Here is a 16,973-nt window from a genome sequence, read left to right on the forward strand (position 1 = left end):
TAGCTGCCTTGCGTCGCAGTGCAAAGCTGGGCGCCATGAACCCGGAGAATCCCCCGGCTCCGTTCCAGGGTGGACCGTCCAGTGGTCCGCCCGCCAGTGCGCCACCGGTGAGTGGTGGCGCACCCTCGCCCGCACCCGTCAAGCGCGGCAGCCTGGCCACCGTGCTGGGCTCGCTGGCGGTACTGCTGTGCGTGGTGCTCGGCGTGGTGGCGGTGATGCAGGCGCGGCAGATCGCCAGCCTGCGCGACGACGTGGAAGACGCGCGCGCCGACACGCGCTCGGCCCAGGCCAGCGGTGACCAGCGGCTCGACAGCCTGGAGAGCCAGGTCGCCCAGCTCGGCGAGCAGGCGGGGCAGCAGTTCAACCCGCAGGTCATCGCGGCCGCCGTGCTGCCGAGCGTGTTCAAGGTAAGCGCCGACAACCTGACGGGCACCGCCTTCGCGGTGGGCAGCCCGTCGGGCGGCACCACGAAGTTCCTGACCGCTTACCACGTGGTCGACCAGGTCTGGAAGCGCGGCTCGACCAGCGTCACGCTTGAGCGCGACGGCCAGACGTACCCCGGCACGGTCACCGACGTCGACCAGGCCACCGACATCGCGTTGATCAGCGCGCCGTTCGACTTCACCGGGCTCGCGCCGGCGTCGAAGCCGGCGGAGGCGGGCCAGCAGGTCGTCGTGGTGGGTGCGCCGCTCGGCCTGTCCGACAGTGTCACCGCGGGTGTGGTGAGCGCCGTGCGTCCCGCCGGATCGGGCGTGGGTGCGGGTCCGCACATCCAGTTCGACGCGTCGATCAACCCAGGAAACTCCGGTGGCCCGGTGGTCAACACCGCGAAGGAGGTCGTGGGGATCGCGACCGCTAAGGCCAACAATGCCGAGGGGATCGGCCTCGCCACCCCTATCGAGACCGCGTGTACGACCTTCAACCTCTGCTAACAGCCACAGGAGGAAGCGATGACCCACCCTGGGTACCCGCCGCCGGACGATCCGCAGCACATGCCGCCGCCGCAGCAGCCGTATCCAGCCGCCGGCTACCCGCCGCCCATGCCGCCGCCGCAGGCGCCCACGTCGGGCTGGCCGGCGACGGCAAGTACGCCGCCGTACGCGGTGTCGGGCGCGCCCGCGGTCACTGGTGTCCCTTATGGACAGCCGCCCGCGCAGCGGTCGAGCGCGACGACGGTGCTCATCATCACGGCGGTCGCGCTCTTCCTGCTCGGCGGTGTGATGACCGGCCTGTTCCTGGTGAAGAACAACGAGCTCGGCGACACCAAGCAGGAGCTGACCAGCCAGGTGTCGGAGCGCGACAAGACCATCACGTCGAACCAGGAGAAGCTCACCAAGCTGGAGGCGGACCTCAAGGCGGTCAACGAGGAGCTGACCAAGAACAAGGCCAGCCTCGCGGACGTGACGAAGGACCGCGACGCACTGGTGCCGTGCATGCGTCGCTTCAACGAGGCGCTGGACGCGGCGGGCCGCAACAACGAGGCCGCGCTGGACACCGCCCTGCGCCAGGCAACGACCGCGTGCGAGAAGGCCAAGGCCACAGTGGACTCGTGATCCGGTCGACGCCCGGTGATCACGGCAGGCCATGATCACCGGGCGGGACGCCGGTGCCGGTTAGGAAGCCACCTCGGAGCGGTCGCCGCCCCACAGCACGTGGAACGAGCCCTCGCGGTCGACGCGGCGGTAGGTGTGCGCGCCGAAGAAGTCGCGCTGGCCCTGCACCAGAGCCGCCGGGAGGCGCTCGGCGCGCAGGCCGTCGTAGTACGCGAGCGCCGACGAGAAGCCGGGCGCCGGGATGCCGAGCTGGGTGGCGGTCACCACCACGCGCCGCCAGGCGTCCTGCGCGCCCCGGACGGCGTCGAGGAAGTACTCGTCGACGAGCAGCGAAGGCAGGTCGGGTGCCGCGTCGTACGCCTGCTTGATGCGGTCGAGGAACTTGGCGCGGATGATGCAGCCGCCCCGCCAGATCGTCGACATGGCGCCCGGGTCGATGCTCCACCCGTACTCGGCGCTGCCGGCCTGGATCTGGTTGAAGCCCTGCGCGTAGGCGACGATCTTCGACGCGTACAGGGCCTGCTCGACGTCGGCCACCAGCGAGTACGCCGGCTCGGCCAGCGCACCCGATGGGCCCGGCAGGTCGCGGGCGGCCGTGCGGAGCGCCGCGTCACCGGAGAGGGACCGCGCGAACACCGCCTCGGCGATGCCGCTGACCGGTACACCCAGGTCGAGGGCGATCTGCACGGTCCAGCGGCCGGTGCCCTTCTGCTCGGCCTGGTCGGTCACCACGTCGACGAACGGCTTGCCGGTGGCGGCGTCGGTGTGCGCAAGCACGTCGGCGGTGATCTCGATGAGGTACGACCCGAGCCGACCCTCGTTCCACCCCCGGAACACCTCGGCGATCTCGCCCGGCGCCATGCCGGCGCCCCGGCGCAGCAGGTCGTACGCCTCGGCGATGAGCTGCATGTCCGCGTACTCGATGCCGTTGTGCACCATCTTGACGAAGTGTCCCGCGCCGTCCGGCCCGACGTGCGTGCAGCACGCCACCCCGTCGACCTTGGCGGAGATGTCTTCCAGCAGCGGCCCGAGCGCCTCGTACGACTCGGGGGAGCCGCCCGGCATGATGCTCGGCCCGTGCAGGGCGCCCTCTTCGCCGCCGGAGATGCCGGCGCCGACGAAGTGGATGCCCCGCTCGCGGAGCGCGGCCTCGCGGCGGCGGGTGTCGACGAAGTGGGCGTTGCCGCCGTCGACGATCATGTCGCCGGGCTCGAGCAGCGGGGCGAACTCGTCGATGACCGCGTCGGTCGGGCCGCCGGCCTTCACCATGATGACGAGCCGGCGGGGGCGTTCGAGGCTGGCCACGAACTGCTCGGCGGTCTCCGCGGGAAGGAAGGTGCCCTCATGGCCGAACTCCTCGACCAGCTCCTTCGTCCGCGAGTAGGACCGGTTGTGCACGGCCACCGGGTGCCCGTGCCGCGCCAGGTTGCGGGCCAGGTTGCGGCCCATGACCGCGAGCCCGGTGACCCCGATGCGCGCCAACTCCGTCATGGTCTTCCTCCTCATGGCCGGGCGATCGCCACGGCGTTGTACTCGGTGTCGGGTGTCGCCTCGGTGCCGAACCGGGCGTTGGGCAGATAGAGCAGGTCGCCGACGGCCGCGACGGTGGTCGGCACGTCGAACCGCTCGTCGCTGAGCTGGTCAACCAGGTCGGCCTGGCTGCCGGTGCCGTTGATCTCCAGCACCGCCACCGTGTTAAGTCGATTCTGCACTACGAAGAGAGTCTGCCCGACGACGAGCAGGCCGTCTCCGTTCTGGAGGAGACCGTCGCCGGTCACGTCGACCACCTCGGTGGCGAGCGTGAGGCTGGCCAGTACCGCGCCGTGGTGGCGTCGATCACACGGGCGTCGCCGGCTATCGCTATCCGGTTTATCCGCATATTGATTTGGTACGCGTTAGGTGGCCCCAAGAGTTCAGCGACGCTCCCGGCGGGTCATCCCGCCGCCCTGCCACACGCCACCGAAGCCAGGGCGCCCCGACGGCACTGGCCGCACCTTCAGCTTGCGGCGGGTGCGGATCAGCATCGTGAGACCGAGGAAGACCATCATCCCGCCGATCGCGAGGCCAACCGGGAGCAGCCCGGAGCCGCTGCTGGTGCGATCGATGTCGATGGGCTGGCCGACGCCGCCACCGGCGACAGGCGCCGCGGCCTCTTCGCTCGCTTCTTCGGTGGGCTCCTCGACGACGTCTTCGGACTCGGACGGGCTCGGCTCCGGCGATGGGGATGGGCTGGCTTCGCCGTCACCCTCTCCCTGGACGTTGCGGGTCACGGTGGCGGTCTCCAGCAGCTGACCGCGCGCGTCGAACGCGCCGACCTGCATCGACAACCGGCCGCTGGACACATCGTCCGCGAACCGCAGCGCGTACCGCGCGGTCACCGTGCGGTTGCGGCACAGCGTGCCGGGATCGAGCTGTACGTCCGTGAGCCGCGCCTCGTCGCCGTCGGTCTGCACGTCGAGCGGGAACGAGCCGGTTTCTTCGACTCGGTCGATGCCCACCTGGTTGAGGCGCATCCCGTCTACGCGCAGCACCATCGACCAACGCACCTTCAGGCACTCGTCGGTGCGCTTGGAAGCCACCACCGTCATCCGCGCCTGGGCGCCGGCCTCGAACCGGTTGGACACCTCGGTGATCTGGACCGTGACGCCCTCAGCAGCGGCCGCCGAGCCCGCGGTTACCGCCACGAACCCTGCCACGCACGCCAACGCGGTGCCGAACCGGCCCGCGAAACGCCACACAGTCATCACCGCCTCGCCTTTAGCTCCACTGCCACGCTAGGTCGGATGCCGGGCATAGGGAAAGGAGCCCAATTGGCGCCAGTCGCGGATGAAGGACACCACTAACACGAACAGTGGTGAACCCTTCACGAAGCGCCCGGCTGAGGCGCTCGACCAGCCCTCGGAGGTGTCGCGCAGCTCTGGTGGGTCGAGCACCTCGAATTCGAAGCCCTGAGCGCCACGTAACAGCTCGTCGACGACGCACGCACCTTCTTTGGTGGGCTCACCGAATAGACCAAAGTTGGAAGCGCCGCCGGGTGTCGCGGGCCTACCTTGAGCCCATGCTGGGGGAGCTGCGTAACGAAACCGTGGTGTCATATCCGGCCTGGGCCTGGGGGTTGGTCTGGGCGGGGTTTCCGCTGATCGGAGCGGGCATCGGTTGGTTGCTCAAGTCGGTCGCTGGCTGGGTCGCCGAGCTGCCGTGGGCACCGATGAAGGGTCTTTTCAAGGCCGTCGACTCGGTCGATGAGCCGCTAGCCACGATCGGCGCGCTGGCCGTCGGAGCCCTGGCCGGGCTGGTGTTGGCGTTTTTCGCGGCGGCGGAGAGCCTCACCGTCACCGTTTCCAGCGGGCAGGCCGTCCTGGCGCGAGCCGGGCAGTCGCGGGCCGTGCCCCGCGGGTCGGTCCAGGTCGTCTTCCTGGACGGCAAGCATCTGGTACTGCTCGGCCAGGCGGGCGAGGAGCTGGCCCGGGAGCCGTCCGATCTGGACGCCGACCGGGTGCGCGAGGCGTTCCGGCAGTACGGGTACCCGTGGCGCGACGGCGGCGACCCGTACCGCGACGAGTACCGCCGCTGGGTGCCCGAGACGCCCGAGCTGCCCAGCGGCGCCGACGCCCTGCTCAAGGCCCGCGCCAAGGCGATACACAAAGGCGACAGCAGCGACGCGGCCGACCTGCGGGCAGAGCTGGCCAAGCTCGGCGTGGTCGTACGCGACGAGAAGAAGCGCCAGTACGTGCGGGTGGTGCGTTAGGAGTGTCCATCGTGGAATGAGCTGGATACGCCCTCGTATGTCAGGTGCAGCGCCATGCCCAGGTCGGCGTGGCTGAGGTTGTGACAGTGGTTCATCCAGAGGCCCGGGTTGGTGGCGCGGAAGCCCACCTCCCACACCTCTCCGGGCCGCACGTCGAACGTGTCCAGCAGCAACGGGCTTCCCGCCGGGGCCCTGCCGTCCTTCGTGAGCACCAGCACCCGGTGGCCGTGCAGGTGCCACGGGTGGGTCTCGAAGCCTCGGTTCACCACGGTCACGCGCACCAGGTCGTCCGCGCGCACGATCTGCGTAGGCGTGGCCGGGTACGCGCGGCCGTTGATCGTGTGCGCGTACTTCGGTCCGCCACTCAGCCGGACGCCCCGGTCCAGCACCATCGTGAAGTGGCGGTCGAAGCGGCTGTCCGGCCCGAACTCTCCCGAGGCCGGGCTGCCGTACCGGGTCAGCTCCAGCTCCGGCCAGTTAGCGGTGTTCTCGACCGCGGGTGCGCTGCCATCCGGTGACAGGCGCAGCCCGGTCATGAGGTCGTCGCCGGCGAGCAGCGCCACCGGCCCGTCCGGCATCGTGAACGCCAGGTCGTACCGACCACCGGCGGGCAGCCGCAACCCGGTTCGACTCAGCTCGCCCGGCCGGTTGAGGTCGTTCCCGTCGACCGCGACCAGCCGGTACGGCGTACCCGCGAGCGTGAACCGCCGCGGTGTGCTGTCGGTGTTGATCAGCCGCAGCCGCACGCTGGTGCCGGGCCTCGTTTCCCGGACGTCTGCGCGGTCGTGGGTGCCAAAGGCCACCTCGCCTGCGAACGTATGCACCGGGATCGCCAGGTCCAGCCCCGTGCTCGCGGCACCGCGCGGCGCCACCACCAGCGTCCCGTACAGGCCCAGCCGCACGCCCCGGTCGGAGACCTGGTGGGTGTGGTACCAGTACGTGCCGACCTGGTTCGCGAGGAACCGGTAGACGTGCTCCTGGCCGGGCAGCACGGCGTCCTGCGTCACGCCGGGCGCCCCGTCCTCGGCGTTCGGCACGTCGTACCCGTGCCAGTGCAGCGTGACGCCCCGGTCGATGTCCTGGTTGCGCAGGGTCACCTCGATGAGGTCGCCCTCGGTCGCGGTGAGCGCCGGCCCGGGCACCTGCCCGTTGTACGTCCACGCCGCCACCGTCCTGCCCGAGGCGAGCGTGACCGTGGCCTGCCGTGCGGTGAGCTCGTACCGCCGCACCGTCCCGCCCCCCGCCGGCTCGGTCGGGCCGCGCAGTGCGCTGACGGGTCTGGCCCGGCTCGCCGCGAGCCGGCTGGGCACCCCGCCGCTGTCGACGGTGTCGCCGGGCACGAAGGCCAGCCCGGCGCCCACCACCGCCGCGAGCGCCACCAGGGCGGTGCCCGCCCGCGCTACCCCGCCGGTCCCGGCCAGCCCCGCCGCACGCCAGGTGATCAGCGTCGCCGCGCCGACTAGGGTCACGGTCAGCAGTGCGGCGCTCCACGTCGCCGGGTACCCGATGAGCAGCGGGAACACCAGGCCGGCCGCGGCGGCGTACCCGGCTGTCAACAAACCCGCGACCGCCCGGCCGGCGGCGGGCCGCGCGCCCCCGAATACGCGCGGCCCGGCGAGGACGGCGGCGGTGACGCCGCCGGCGAGCAGCAGCGGCAGCGTGAGGGTGACCTTCTCCTGCGCGAACCACCAGCCCTCCGCCGCGAGCGCCACGGTGGTGGCGACCCGCCCGAGCGAGACAGTGACCGCCAGCGCGCAGAGAGCCCGCGCCAGGAGCAGGCGACCGGTCCCGAGCATCACGGCCGCGCCGATCCACGCGGCCGTGGCAAGAAACGCCACCACCAGGTCGACCGCAGCCAGCTGAGACGCATTCATGCCGGGGCCACCTCAGCGGTCGGCCGCTTGGACAACTCGCGGGCGCGGCGCGCGGCCATGCCGGCGACGGCCATCGTGACCAGGCCGTTGACCGCGTGCAGGGCGAGGATCGCCAGGCCCGCCGGGGTCGTGTCGCCGTCCGCGCCACCGGAGACCGCGTTGCCCAGCACGATGATCAGCACCTGTACGACGACGAGGCCGAGCGGCGCCACGGTGAGCCCGATCAGCTTGCCGGGCGCCCTGAGCAGCGCGGCGGTCGCGGTAGCGAGCAGGACCAGCACCGGAATGACCACCATGCCGTTGATGCTGTGGAGGCTGTACGAGTCGTCCTCCTGCGGCCGGTCGAACGCCCCGACCGCCGCGAAGTAGAACTGCACCAGGATCGCGACGCCCACGAGCCGGGTCAGCACGACATAGGCCATGCGCATGGAAGGGCTCCTCTCTCGATGAAAGGCAGCCTGCCGCGCGCGGCGCCTCCGGTCGTCGGGCCGGAAACGGCGACGAGGTACGGCATCGGGCTCAGTCCGGCGCTCAGCGGGTACGCGCACGGGCGTATCCCGCTACGCCGGTGGACGGATCTCGGGCGGCTGGCCAGCGGATACGATCGCGCCATGCCCCTGATGAGCCGACGCCTGCCGGTATGGGCACAGGACACGCTGCTGGCGGCGTTCGTGACTTACGCGCAGATCAGCGGCACACAGCGGTTCGGGGCCGATGAGCTCGCCGCGCTCGATACGGTCGGCATGTACGGGCACGCGATCCTGCTGTTCACTAGCGGCGTCGCCCTTGCGATGCGGCGCCGCTACCCGGTGGCCGTCTTCAAGTACGTGGCCGTCGCGAGCCTGATCTACTACGTGGCCGGGTATCCGGACGGGCCTGGCTGGCTGGCGCTGTTCGTCGCGGTCTACACGGTCAACGCGTACGGCCGCGAGCAGTACGCGCGGTGGGTGGCCTGGTCGGGGCTGCTCGTCATCATGGTCGGCTGGGTGATCGCCGCTTACCTGCACCCGCCTACCGAGGTGGGCTGGCTGTTCTTCCGGATCGGCACGGCATTTCTCGCGGCGATGATGGGTGTCTCGCTGCGGATGCGGCGCAAGCTCATCGCCGAGGCGCACGAGCGGGCGGAGCGCGCTGAGCGCACCCGCGAAGAGGAGGCCCGGCGCCGGGTGGACGCCGAGCGGCTGCGCATCGCCCGCGAGGTGCACGACACCGTCGCACACGCCATCGCCGTGATCAACGTGCAGGCCGGCGTCACCGCGCACGTGCTCGACAAGCATCCCGAACAGGCGCGCGCGACGCTCGTGACGATCGAGCAGACCAGCGCGAGGGCGCTGCGCGAGCTTCGGGTCACGCTCGGGGTACTGCGCGGAGCCGACGAAGACGGTCGGGCGCCCGCGCCAGGGCTGGATCGTGTCGACGAGCTGGTCGGGATCGCCCGCGAGGCGGGGCTCGACGTCACGGTGGAGAGCCGGGAAGCCCTGCGAGAACTGCCGGGCGCCGTCGACACCGCCGCGTACCGCATCCTCCAGGAGTCGATCACCAACGTGATCCGGCACGCTGGGCCGACCCGGGTCACCGTCGCGCTCGCGCACGGCGCCGACGACCTGACGATCCGGGTCAGCGACGAGGGCAGCGGCCCTGCCAGCGGAAATGGCAGCGGCCGGGGAATCCAGGGCATGCAGGAACGCTGCGAGCTGCTCGGCGGCGAGCTCACCGCGGGTCCGCGCCCCGCCGGCGGGTTCGAGGTCTTCGCGAGGCTCCCGGTGGTGCCCGCGTGAACACGGCTGTACGTGTCCTTCTGGCGGATGATCAGGTGCTGGTGCGCACCGGGTTCAAGCTGCTGCTCGACTCGGAAGACGGCATCGAGGTGGTGGGGGAGGCCGCCAACGGTTCCGAGGCGGTCAACCTCGCCCGCGCGCACCGCCCCGACGTGGTGCTGATGGACATCCGTATGCCGGTGCTCGACGGCATCAAAGCCACCAGGGAGATCGCCGGCACCCGCGGGCTGGAGGGGGTGCGGGTGCTGATCCTGACCACGTACGACACCGACGAGTACGTGTTCGAGGCCCTCGAAGCGGGTGCGAGCGGCTTCCTGCTCAAGGACAGTGGCCCGGCCGAGCTGCTGCACGCCATCCGGGTCGTGGCGGCCGGTGAGGCCCTGCTCGCGCCGCGGATCACCCGGCGGCTGATCGCCCAGTTCACGGCGGCACGCGCCGTGCAGCATGTGGCCGACGACCGCCTCGCGGTGCTCACCCAGCGGGAGCGCGAGGTGCTCGCCCTGGTCGGGCGCGGACTGAGCAATGATGAGATCGCCGGGGCGCTGACGCTGAGCCCGGCCACCGCGCGCACGCACGTGAGTCGTGCGATGGTCAAACTGGGAGCCCGCGACCGTGCGCAGCTCGTGGTCGCCGCGTACGAGTCCGGGCTGGTGACGCTGGGGGGCTGACATGACCGATCCGGACGAGGTGGCCCGGGAGCTGGCCGCGAAGTCGCTGGCCGCGGGCGACCCGACCGGCTGGTTCGAGCCGCTGTACGGCACTGGCGAGGTCCCTTGGGATCGAAGCGCGCCGCACAGCCTGCTGGTGCGCTGGGGCGAGAAGCAGGCGCCCGCCGGGCACGGGCTCCGCGCGCTGGTCGTCGGCTGCGGCTTCGGCCGGGACGCCGAGTACGTGGCCGGCTTCGGGTACGACACGGTGGCGTTCGACATCGCGCCGAGCGCCGTGAAGGCCGCCCAGGAGCGGTACCCCGGGTCCCCTGTCCGGTACGTGGTGGCCGATCTGTTGCGGCCGCCCGCCGACTGGCGCCACGCGTACGACCTGGTCGTCGAGAGCATGACCGTGCAGTCGCTGCCGCCAGACCTGCACCCGGCGGCGATCGCGAGCGTGCGCGAGTTCGTGGCACCCGGCGGCCGGCTGCTCGTGGTAGCGGCGGCCGAATCCGGCACGCCACCGGCGCCGCCGTGGCCGCTCACCCCAGCCGAGATCGACTCGTTCGCGGCCGGCGGGCTCGCTCCCGTGCGGGTGGAAAAGTTGGACGACAGGTGGTCCGCAGAATTTTTTCGGTGAGTTGTCGATCCGGCCGTCTCCCGGTCGACGCGTTGGTAGGACGTAACCCGAACACCCTAAGGAGACACCGCGATGCGTTTCATGGTTCTGATCAAGGCCAACGCGCAGTCCGAGGCCGGCGAAATGCCGAGCGAGGAGCTGCTGACCGCGATGACGAAGTACAACGAAGAGCTGGTCAACGCCGGGGTCATGCTCGCCGGTGAGGGGCTGCACCCCAGCTCGAAGGGGGCCCGGGTCCGCTTCGGCGCGGGCCAGCCGACGGTGATCGACGGGCCGTTCACCGAGACGAAGGAGCTGATCGCGGGGTACTGGCTGATCCAGGTGAAGTCGCTCGACGAGGCGATCGAGTGGGTCAAGCGGGTGCCGAACCCGGACAACGAGGCGTCGGAGATCGAGATCCGGCAGGTCTTCGAGATCGACGACTTCGGCCCCGAGCTGACCCCTGAGCTGCGCGCCAAGGAGGCCGACCTCCGCGCCCGCACCGAGAGCTGACCTCCTCCTCCCGGCGGTCGTCGATCAACGGTCTTTCCGTCGATCAAGGGCGAACGCACGTGGTTTGATCTCCGATCCACGTGCGTTTGCCCTTGATCGATGCGAATGTCCTTGATCCGCGACCGCCGGGAGGACGCCGGCTTAGGATTTTCTTCGCGATCCGGCGGCGGCTCATGTCCGGACCGGGACGGCCGCGCCGACGTCTCGGGTGAAGGCGCCGCACGGGCGCCGCCGAGAGGAGCCACCATGAAGTACATGATCATGCTGTACGCGTCCCAGCGCGACTACGACGCCATGGCGGGCAAGGGCAGCCCCGACTCGCCGGCGTGGCAGCCGGAAGACGTGGCGGCCATGCACGAGTACATGGGGAAGTGGAACCAGGCGCTGATCGAGTCGGGCGAGTTCGTCGACGCGCACGGGCTGTCCGCGCCCGTACACACCCGGCGCATCACCGGGGTAAAGGACGGCGTGCCGGTGGTGACCGACGGGCCGTACGCCGAGACCCAGGAGGTGCTGGCCGGCTACAACGTGGTCGAGTGCCCCAGCTTCGACCGCGCCACCGAGCTGGCCGCCCAGATCACGCTGTGCCCCGCGCCGGCCGGCATCGACATGAGCTCCTGGTATGTCGACGTGCGGCCGATCGACGACGGCCCAGGCGACATCGAGAGCTAAAGACATGGCCGGTCCAACTGGCGCTCGCCTTCGCTCGCGCGGGTCATGCGCCTGGAAGCCTCCCTGTAGCCGCCAGTCGCTTCGGTCGCTGCGCTCCCTGCGCTTGGTGGCGGCTGCGGGAGGCGGCGCATGACCGGTGACCGCGTCGAGGGACTGCTGCGCGAGTTGGCGCCGCGGGCTCTCGGCGCGGTGGTGCGCCGGTACGGCCACTTCGACCTCGCTGAGGACGCGGTGCAGGAGGCGATGCTCGCCGCCGCGACCCAATGGGCCGCGGATGGCGTACCCGCCAATCCGCGCGCCTGGCTGATCACCGTATCCGCTCGGCGCCTCACCGACCTGCTCCGCGCCGAGCAGGCCAGGCGCCGCCGCGAGGAGGAGGTCTGGTACCGGGAACTGCCGCTCGCCGACTACCACACCGCGGACGCCGACGACACGCTCGTGCTGCTGTTCATGTGCTGCCACCCGGCGCTGTCGCCAGCGTCGCAGATCGCGCTGACGCTGCGGGCGGTCGGCGGCCTGACCACCGGTGAGATCGCCCGCGCGTTCATGGTGCCGGAGGGCACGATGACGCGCCGGATCACCCGGGCGAAGCAGTCGATCAAGGAGAGTGGCATCCCGTTCGGCCTGCCGCCAGCGGCCGAGCGCGGCGACCGGCTCGCCGCCGTGCTGCACGCGCTCTACCTGATCTTCAATGAGGGCTACGCGAGCACGAGCGGCCCGCGCCTGCACCGGGTGGAGCTGTCGGCGGAGGCGATCCGGCTGACCCGGATCGTGCACTGGCTGCTGCCCGACGATGCCGAGGTCACGGGGTTGCTCGCGCTCATGCTGCTCACCGACGCCCGGCGTCTGGCCCGCACCGGTCCCGCTGGCGAGCTGATCCCGATGGCCGAGCAGGACCGCGGCCGCTGGAACGCCGAGCAGATCGCCGAGGGAGTGGCCCTGGTCAGCGAGGCTCTAGCGAAGGGGCCCGCCGGCCAGTACCAGGTCCAGGCGGCCATCGCGGCGCTGCACGACGAGGCACCGACCGCCGAGACGACCGACTGGCCGCAGATCGTGGCCCTGTACGAGGTGCTGCTGGACCTTTCCGACAACCCCATGGTGGCGCTGAACCACGCGGTCGCGGTGGCCATGACGCGCGGCCCGGAGGCCGGCCTTACGCTGCTCGACAAGCTCGCGGCCGACGACCGACTCGCGTCCGACCACCGTATGTACGCCGTGCGTGCGCACCTGCTGGAGATGGCCGGCGACGAGGAGGCCGCCCGCGAGGCCTACCTGACGGCGTCCCGCCGCACGACCAGCCTGCCCCGCCAGCGCTACCTGAACGCCCGAGCCGCCCGCCTCACGCCGTCCGAGTCAGCTCCATGACCCAGCGCGGCAGAGGTTGACTCCTGATGTCTGTGGAGGGATGTCGAGAATCGGGAGCGGGCTCCGACCCATCTGTGAATGCGCCCGCCGGGGGCGTCGCGAAACAGGGAGTGAGCAGCGTGAAGTACCTGTTGATCATGAACATCAACCCCAGCGTCCTGGCGGCACTGTCCGAGGACGAGCGGAACGCGATCGGCAGCGGCCACGAGGAGTTCATGCGCACGATCCGGGAGTCGGGCGAGATGATCAGCACGAACGCTCTGGCCGATCCGGCGAACAGCGTCGTGGTCCGGTCCAAGGGCGGCGAGCAGGTGGTGACCGATGGGCCTTTCGCCGAGTCGAAGGAGTACTTCGGCGGGTACTACCTGGTCGACTGCGAGACCAAGGAGCGCGCAGTCGAGCTGGCCGGCATGATCCCCGACTCGAAGATCGAGGGCCTCGGCATCGAGGTACGCCCGGTGATGTTCTCCGCCGGCAGCGAGATGTAGCGGCCGATCAAGGAGGATCGCATCGATCAAGGGCAAACGCACGTGGATCGGAGATCCAACCACGTGCGTTTGCCCTTGATCGGGGGGAAGGGGGCGTGGCCGGCGCGTTGCTATGGCACGGTCACTACGAGCTTGCCGGCGCCGTGGCCGGTCTCGATCTCGCGGTGGGCGTCCGCGGCGCGTTCCAAGGGGTAGGTGGCGCGCACGTGGATGCGCAGGTCGCCGCTGGCGTACAGGCCAGCCAGCTCGGCTAGGCGGGCCTGGGAGCGGCCCCACGGGGTGACGCGGATGCCCAACTCCTCCGCCTTATCATGCTCGACGAGCGTGAGGATTCGCTTCCGGTCGGCCACCAGGGCGAGCGAGACGGTCAGCGCGTCACCACCGGCCCCGTCCAGCGCCGCCGTCACCCCGTCGGGCGCGAGCGCGCGGACGCGCTCCAGCAGGCCGTCCCCGTATGTGACCGGGATGGCGCCGAGCGACCGCAGGTACTCGTGGTTCTCCTCGCGGGCGGTGCCGATGACCGTCGCGCCCCACAGGACGGCCAGCTGCACCGCCACCGTGCCGACCGCTCCCGCGGCACCATGCACCAGCAGCGTGTCGCCCGCGCCCACACCCAGCTCCTGGAGGGCGATGTGAGCTGTCTGCGCGCCGGCGGTGAACCCGCCCGCAACCTCCCAGGGCATCGCGGCCGGCTTGGCGGTCACCTGGTCGGCCGGCACGACGATGTACTCCGCGTACGCGTCGAGCTGGCCGAAGCCGAGCACCTCGTCACCGATCGCGACGCCGGTGACGCCCGCGCCGACCTGGTCCACCACGCCGGCGAACTCGTTGCCCGGCACCTTCGGCAGCTCCGGTCCCTTGCCCGGCGGCACCCAGCCGGCCCGCACCGCGGCGTCGTACGGCTGGACGCCCGCCGCCTTCACCCGCACCCTCACCTGACCCGTACCGGCCTCCGGGGTGTCGAACTCCGCGAGCTGTAGTACCTCCGGACCACCCGGTTGAAAAAACGCAGCTACCTTCATGGCGTCCAGCGTGGAACCTCAACCAAGGTTGAGGTCAAGTGATCTCTGGCTAAACCTTGCGCCACCGCGCCTGCACGAAGCAGAACGCCCCGAACGCCGCCACGCCCAGCGCGACCACGATCAGCAGCAGCGTCCCGTACGACTGCTGCCCCAGGGTCTGCAGCGCGGCGTCCAGGCCACGCGCCTTGTTCGGGTCGTAGGTCGCGGCCGCCACCACGAAGAGCAGGCCGGCGATGCCGTACGCGACGCCCTTTGCGGTGTAGCCCGTGACGCCGAGCCGGCGCGCGAGCGTCCTCGCCGTGTGGCTCATCCGCTCCGTGCGCAGGTGCTTCTCGAAACGCTTGACCACCCCGTACCAGACCAGGCCCGCGCCGAGTGCCGCCAGCGCGATGCCGATCAGCGCCACCAGCCACCGCCCGCCGCTCGACGACATCAGGTCGGAGGTGAACGCTTGCTGCTTGTCCGCGCTGGACGAATCGGCGTTCGTGAACACCTTGTACCCGGCCCAGGCGAAGTACCCGTACACCAAGGTGCGGCCGGCGGAGGCGAGGCGCTCCAAGGTGCGTTCGTTGCCCCGGTCCTCCCGGTGCCCGATCGCCGCCTCCAGCAGTTGCCAGATGGCCATGGCCAGCAGGCCGATCGCGACGGCGGCCACGAGGAACCGGCCGAGCGGCTGCTCGGCCAGGGTTCGCAGCGCGCCGGTCTGGTCGCCCTCGTCGGCTGGGCGTCCCACGGCGATCTGCACGATCATCCAAGCGAAGAGCAGGTGCACCACCCCGTACCCGATGAAACCGGCACGAGCGAGCACCTCCAGGGACCTACTGCCCTCCACGCGGGAGGCCGTGAGTCGCACATCAGCCATGCGCAGGAACATGACCGCCGGGCGTCGTTCTCAAACGTTGGCCAGGACGATCCGGGCCTCCGCGCAGCCGTATCGCCCCACGCCTCCGGCCACGGCCGTGATCCCTGCGGCCGCCGATCAGGGAGACCTGCATGGATCAAGGGCAAACGCACGCGGTTTGGAGATCGGACCGCGTGCGTTTGCCCTTGATCGAGAGGAGGGGAGGGGAGTCCGTCGAAGGTTCTTGTCCGAAGGTGATCGGGCAGCGTTTCGCACTGGATCGGCGGCCGGCGCCCACGCCGCGATAGAGTCGCGTTCGACGGTCGGCAAGACGCTTCTCGCGGCTTAGTTTGCGGATACGAAAATGCCATCTGCAAATTGCACGTAATGAAAAAACAATGGCACATCAGAATGGCTTGACGGGCTGGCGCGGGTTGCCTCAACGTAGAAATCCCGGAGGCAACCCGTGGAGCTCAAACCGTTCTCTGGCGCCTACCTGGTCCATCCGGCGGCGATTTGGCGTGCGCTGCTGGGCGACACGGATCGGGTGCATTACGCCGAAGATCTCAACCTGTGGCTGATCAGCCGGCACGCCGACGTCCGAAATGCCCTGGGCGACAATGACGCCTTCCAGAACGCGTTGACTCTCGCACCGGTTTACGAGATGTGTCCGGAAGCGTTGGCTATCGTCATGAAAATCGACGCGCCGCCCACTACGGCGGCCGCCGATCCACCCACCCATCCGCGCACTCGCCGCGCGTTGCGGGCCACGTTCCCGAACACGGCGGCGCGGGTCGACGAACAGTTCGGCCCGATCGTGCGGCGGCGGGTCGACGAGCTGGTGTCGCGGATCGCTGGCAGGCGAGGCGCGGTGGTCGACCTCATCCCGGAGTTCTCGGCGGAGCTGCCGCTGCTCGTGGTGCTCGACATTCTCGGTGTCCCCGAGCACGACATCGCGCAGATCAAGCGCTGGTCCGACGGGCAGATCGCGCTGGTCTGGGGCCAGCCGAGCCCTGACGAGCAGGTGCGGCTCGCGCAGGGCCTGCTGGACTTCTGGCGGTACTGCCAGGATCTGGTGGCCAAGGTCAACCACAGTGAACTTCTCGGCACCGACTACATCAGCCGGGCGCTGCGGTACCGCGACGGCGACGACAGCGTGCTGACCGAGTCCGAGGTGGCGAGCCTGGCGTTCAACCTGCTGGTCGCCGGCCACGAGACCACGTCCGGGCTGCTCGCACACTGCCTCGACTACGCGCTCTCGATCCCGAGCCGGTGGGATGGCCTGGTCGCCGACCCGTCGACCGTGCCCGGGTACGTCGAGGAGACCCTCCGATTTGGACCGGCTATCGACGGCTGGCTGCGCATGACGAGCCGCGACGTCACGATCGGTGGCGTGATGATCCCGGCGGGCTCGCGCTGCCTGCTGATGATCGGCGCGGCCAACCGCGACCCAGCCGTGTTCGCCGAGCCGGACCGGTTCGACCCGCACCGCGCCGACGTGCGCGACCACGTGTCGTTCGGGTACGGCCCGCACTTCTGCATCGGTGCCGCGCTGGCCCGGCTGGAGGCGCAGACCGCGCTGACCCGGCTCGCCGCGGCGGTGCCCGGGCTCCGGCTGGCACCCGGTCACGCTCGCTCCTACAGGCCCAATGTCGCTTTCCGCGCGCATCGGGCACTGCCCGTCATCGTCGACCCCGTCGGCGCGCGCGCCACCGGGGAAGAGGAGGTTCTCGCCGCATAGCGCTGGGTACGGCTGCCGCCACCCGCAGTCGCGATCATCGCACTTTTTGTGCGACAAGATCGGACGGCTCACCCACACAGTCAGCTTGATCAATGTTGACGACACGTGGGAG

At 70.4% G+C, this 16,973-nt stretch carries 18 protein-coding genes; 11 read left to right on the forward strand and 7 right to left on the reverse strand.

Features of this window, described 5'->3' with window-relative positions:
* Window positions 1–35 precede the first annotated feature (35 nt).
* Both V6V89_RS04150 and V6V89_RS04155 read left to right on the forward strand, forming a co-directional pair.
* Window positions 36–932, forward strand: coding sequence for a S1C family serine protease (locus tag V6V89_RS04150; RefSeq protein ID WP_334617569.1), 897 nt, complete (start codon window positions 36–38; stop codon window positions 930–932).
* Between the two features lie 18 nt (window positions 933–950).
* Complete coding sequence (locus V6V89_RS04155) at window positions 951–1,553, forward strand: hypothetical protein (protein ID WP_334617570.1); 603 nt, start codon at window positions 951–953, stop codon at window positions 1,551–1,553.
* Between the two features lie 60 nt (window positions 1,554–1,613).
* On the opposite strand, the gene gndA is transcribed toward V6V89_RS04155, so the two are convergent.
* The 3 genes from gndA to V6V89_RS04170 all read right to left on the reverse strand — a co-directional run bounded on the left by gndA (window position 1,614) and on the right by V6V89_RS04170 (window position 4,297).
* Window positions 1,614–3,044, reverse strand: a complete 1,431-nt coding sequence (gene gndA / locus V6V89_RS04160) for an NADP-dependent phosphogluconate dehydrogenase (RefSeq protein WP_334617571.1) — start codon at window positions 3,042–3,044, stop codon at window positions 1,614–1,616.
* A gap of 11 nt (window positions 3,045–3,055) precedes the next feature.
* Window positions 3,056–3,331, reverse strand: a complete 276-nt coding sequence (locus V6V89_RS04165) for a hypothetical protein (protein ID WP_334617572.1) — start codon at window positions 3,329–3,331, stop codon at window positions 3,056–3,058.
* A gap of 135 nt (window positions 3,332–3,466) precedes the next feature.
* Complete coding sequence (locus tag V6V89_RS04170) at window positions 3,467–4,297, reverse strand: hypothetical protein (RefSeq protein ID WP_334617573.1); 831 nt, start codon at window positions 4,295–4,297, stop codon at window positions 3,467–3,469.
* A 314-nt stretch (window positions 4,298–4,611) separates the two neighbouring features.
* On the opposite strand from V6V89_RS04170, the gene V6V89_RS04175 reads away from it, so the two are divergent.
* A complete protein-coding gene (locus V6V89_RS04175; protein ID WP_334617574.1) occupies window positions 4,612–5,301 on the forward strand; it encodes a YqeB family protein in 690 nt (229 codons plus the stop codon).
* On the opposite strand, the gene V6V89_RS04180 is transcribed toward V6V89_RS04175, so the two are convergent.
* Window positions 5,298–7,175 (reverse strand): multicopper oxidase family protein, encoded by a 1,878-nt coding sequence (locus tag V6V89_RS04180; protein ID WP_334617575.1) that lies wholly within the window; start codon window positions 7,173–7,175, stop codon window positions 5,298–5,300. The genes V6V89_RS04175 and V6V89_RS04180 overlap by 4 nt on opposite strands.
* Entirely contained in the window at window positions 7,172–7,603 is a 432-nt protein-coding gene (locus tag V6V89_RS04185) for a DUF6220 domain-containing protein (RefSeq protein WP_334617576.1), read from the reverse strand. The genes V6V89_RS04180 and V6V89_RS04185 overlap by 4 nt, the downstream gene beginning before the upstream one ends.
* 18 nt (window positions 7,604–7,621) lie before the next feature.
* Here V6V89_RS04185 and V6V89_RS04190 point away from each other — a divergent pair, with 18 nt between their 5' ends.
* The 7 genes from V6V89_RS04190 to V6V89_RS04220 all read left to right on the forward strand — a co-directional run bounded on the left by V6V89_RS04190 (window position 7,622) and on the right by V6V89_RS04220 (window position 13,257).
* Entirely contained in the window at window positions 7,622–8,953 is a 1,332-nt protein-coding gene (locus V6V89_RS04190) for a sensor histidine kinase (RefSeq protein ID WP_334617577.1), read from the forward strand.
* Complete coding sequence (locus V6V89_RS04195) at window positions 8,950–9,621, forward strand: response regulator transcription factor (RefSeq protein ID WP_334617578.1); 672 nt, start codon at window positions 8,950–8,952, stop codon at window positions 9,619–9,621. Before V6V89_RS04190 ends, V6V89_RS04195 begins: the two co-directional genes overlap by 4 nt.
* Window position 9,622: 1 nt before the next feature.
* Complete coding sequence (locus tag V6V89_RS04200) at window positions 9,623–10,240, forward strand: class I SAM-dependent methyltransferase (protein ID WP_334617579.1); 618 nt, start codon at window positions 9,623–9,625, stop codon at window positions 10,238–10,240.
* A gap of 72 nt (window positions 10,241–10,312) precedes the next feature.
* On the forward strand, window positions 10,313–10,732 hold the full coding sequence (locus tag V6V89_RS04205; RefSeq protein WP_334617580.1) for a YciI family protein: 420 nt from the start codon (window positions 10,313–10,315) through the stop codon (window positions 10,730–10,732).
* 246 nt (window positions 10,733–10,978) lie between these two features.
* Window positions 10,979–11,404 carry a YciI family protein gene (locus tag V6V89_RS04210; protein ID WP_334617581.1) on the forward strand — a complete coding sequence of 142 codons (426 nt, stop codon included), beginning with the start codon at window positions 10,979–10,981 and terminating at the stop codon, window positions 11,402–11,404.
* Between the two features lie 129 nt (window positions 11,405–11,533).
* The gene (locus V6V89_RS04215; RefSeq protein WP_334617582.1) at window positions 11,534–12,769 is read left to right on the forward strand and encodes an RNA polymerase sigma factor; all 1,236 of its coding nucleotides are present in this window, start codon (window positions 11,534–11,536) and stop codon (window positions 12,767–12,769) included.
* A 119-nt stretch (window positions 12,770–12,888) separates the two neighbouring features.
* Window positions 12,889–13,257: a YciI family protein gene (locus V6V89_RS04220; protein ID WP_334617583.1), complete on the forward strand. Its 369-nt coding sequence runs from the start codon at window positions 12,889–12,891 to the stop codon at window positions 13,255–13,257.
* 110 nt (window positions 13,258–13,367) lie between these two features.
* Here the strand turns inward: V6V89_RS04220 and V6V89_RS04225 are convergent, their stop codons facing one another.
* Window positions 13,368–14,279, reverse strand: coding sequence for an NADP-dependent oxidoreductase (locus tag V6V89_RS04225; RefSeq protein WP_334617584.1), 912 nt, complete (start codon window positions 14,277–14,279; stop codon window positions 13,368–13,370).
* Window positions 14,280–14,328: 49 nt separating this feature from the next.
* A complete protein-coding gene (locus V6V89_RS04230; protein ID WP_334617585.1) occupies window positions 14,329–15,141 on the reverse strand; it encodes a DUF1206 domain-containing protein in 813 nt (270 codons plus the stop codon).
* A 445-nt stretch (window positions 15,142–15,586) separates the two neighbouring features.
* Here V6V89_RS04230 and V6V89_RS04235 point away from each other — a divergent pair, with 445 nt between their 5' ends.
* On the forward strand, window positions 15,587–16,861 hold the full coding sequence (locus V6V89_RS04235; protein WP_334617586.1) for a cytochrome P450: 1,275 nt from the start codon (window positions 15,587–15,589) through the stop codon (window positions 16,859–16,861).
* The last annotated feature ends 112 nt before the right edge of the window (window positions 16,862–16,973 follow it).

Origin of the sequence: Micromonospora sp. CPCC 206061, assembly GCF_036906915.1 — a bacterium.
GTDB lineage: Bacteria > Actinomycetota > Actinomycetes > Mycobacteriales > Micromonosporaceae > Phytohabitans.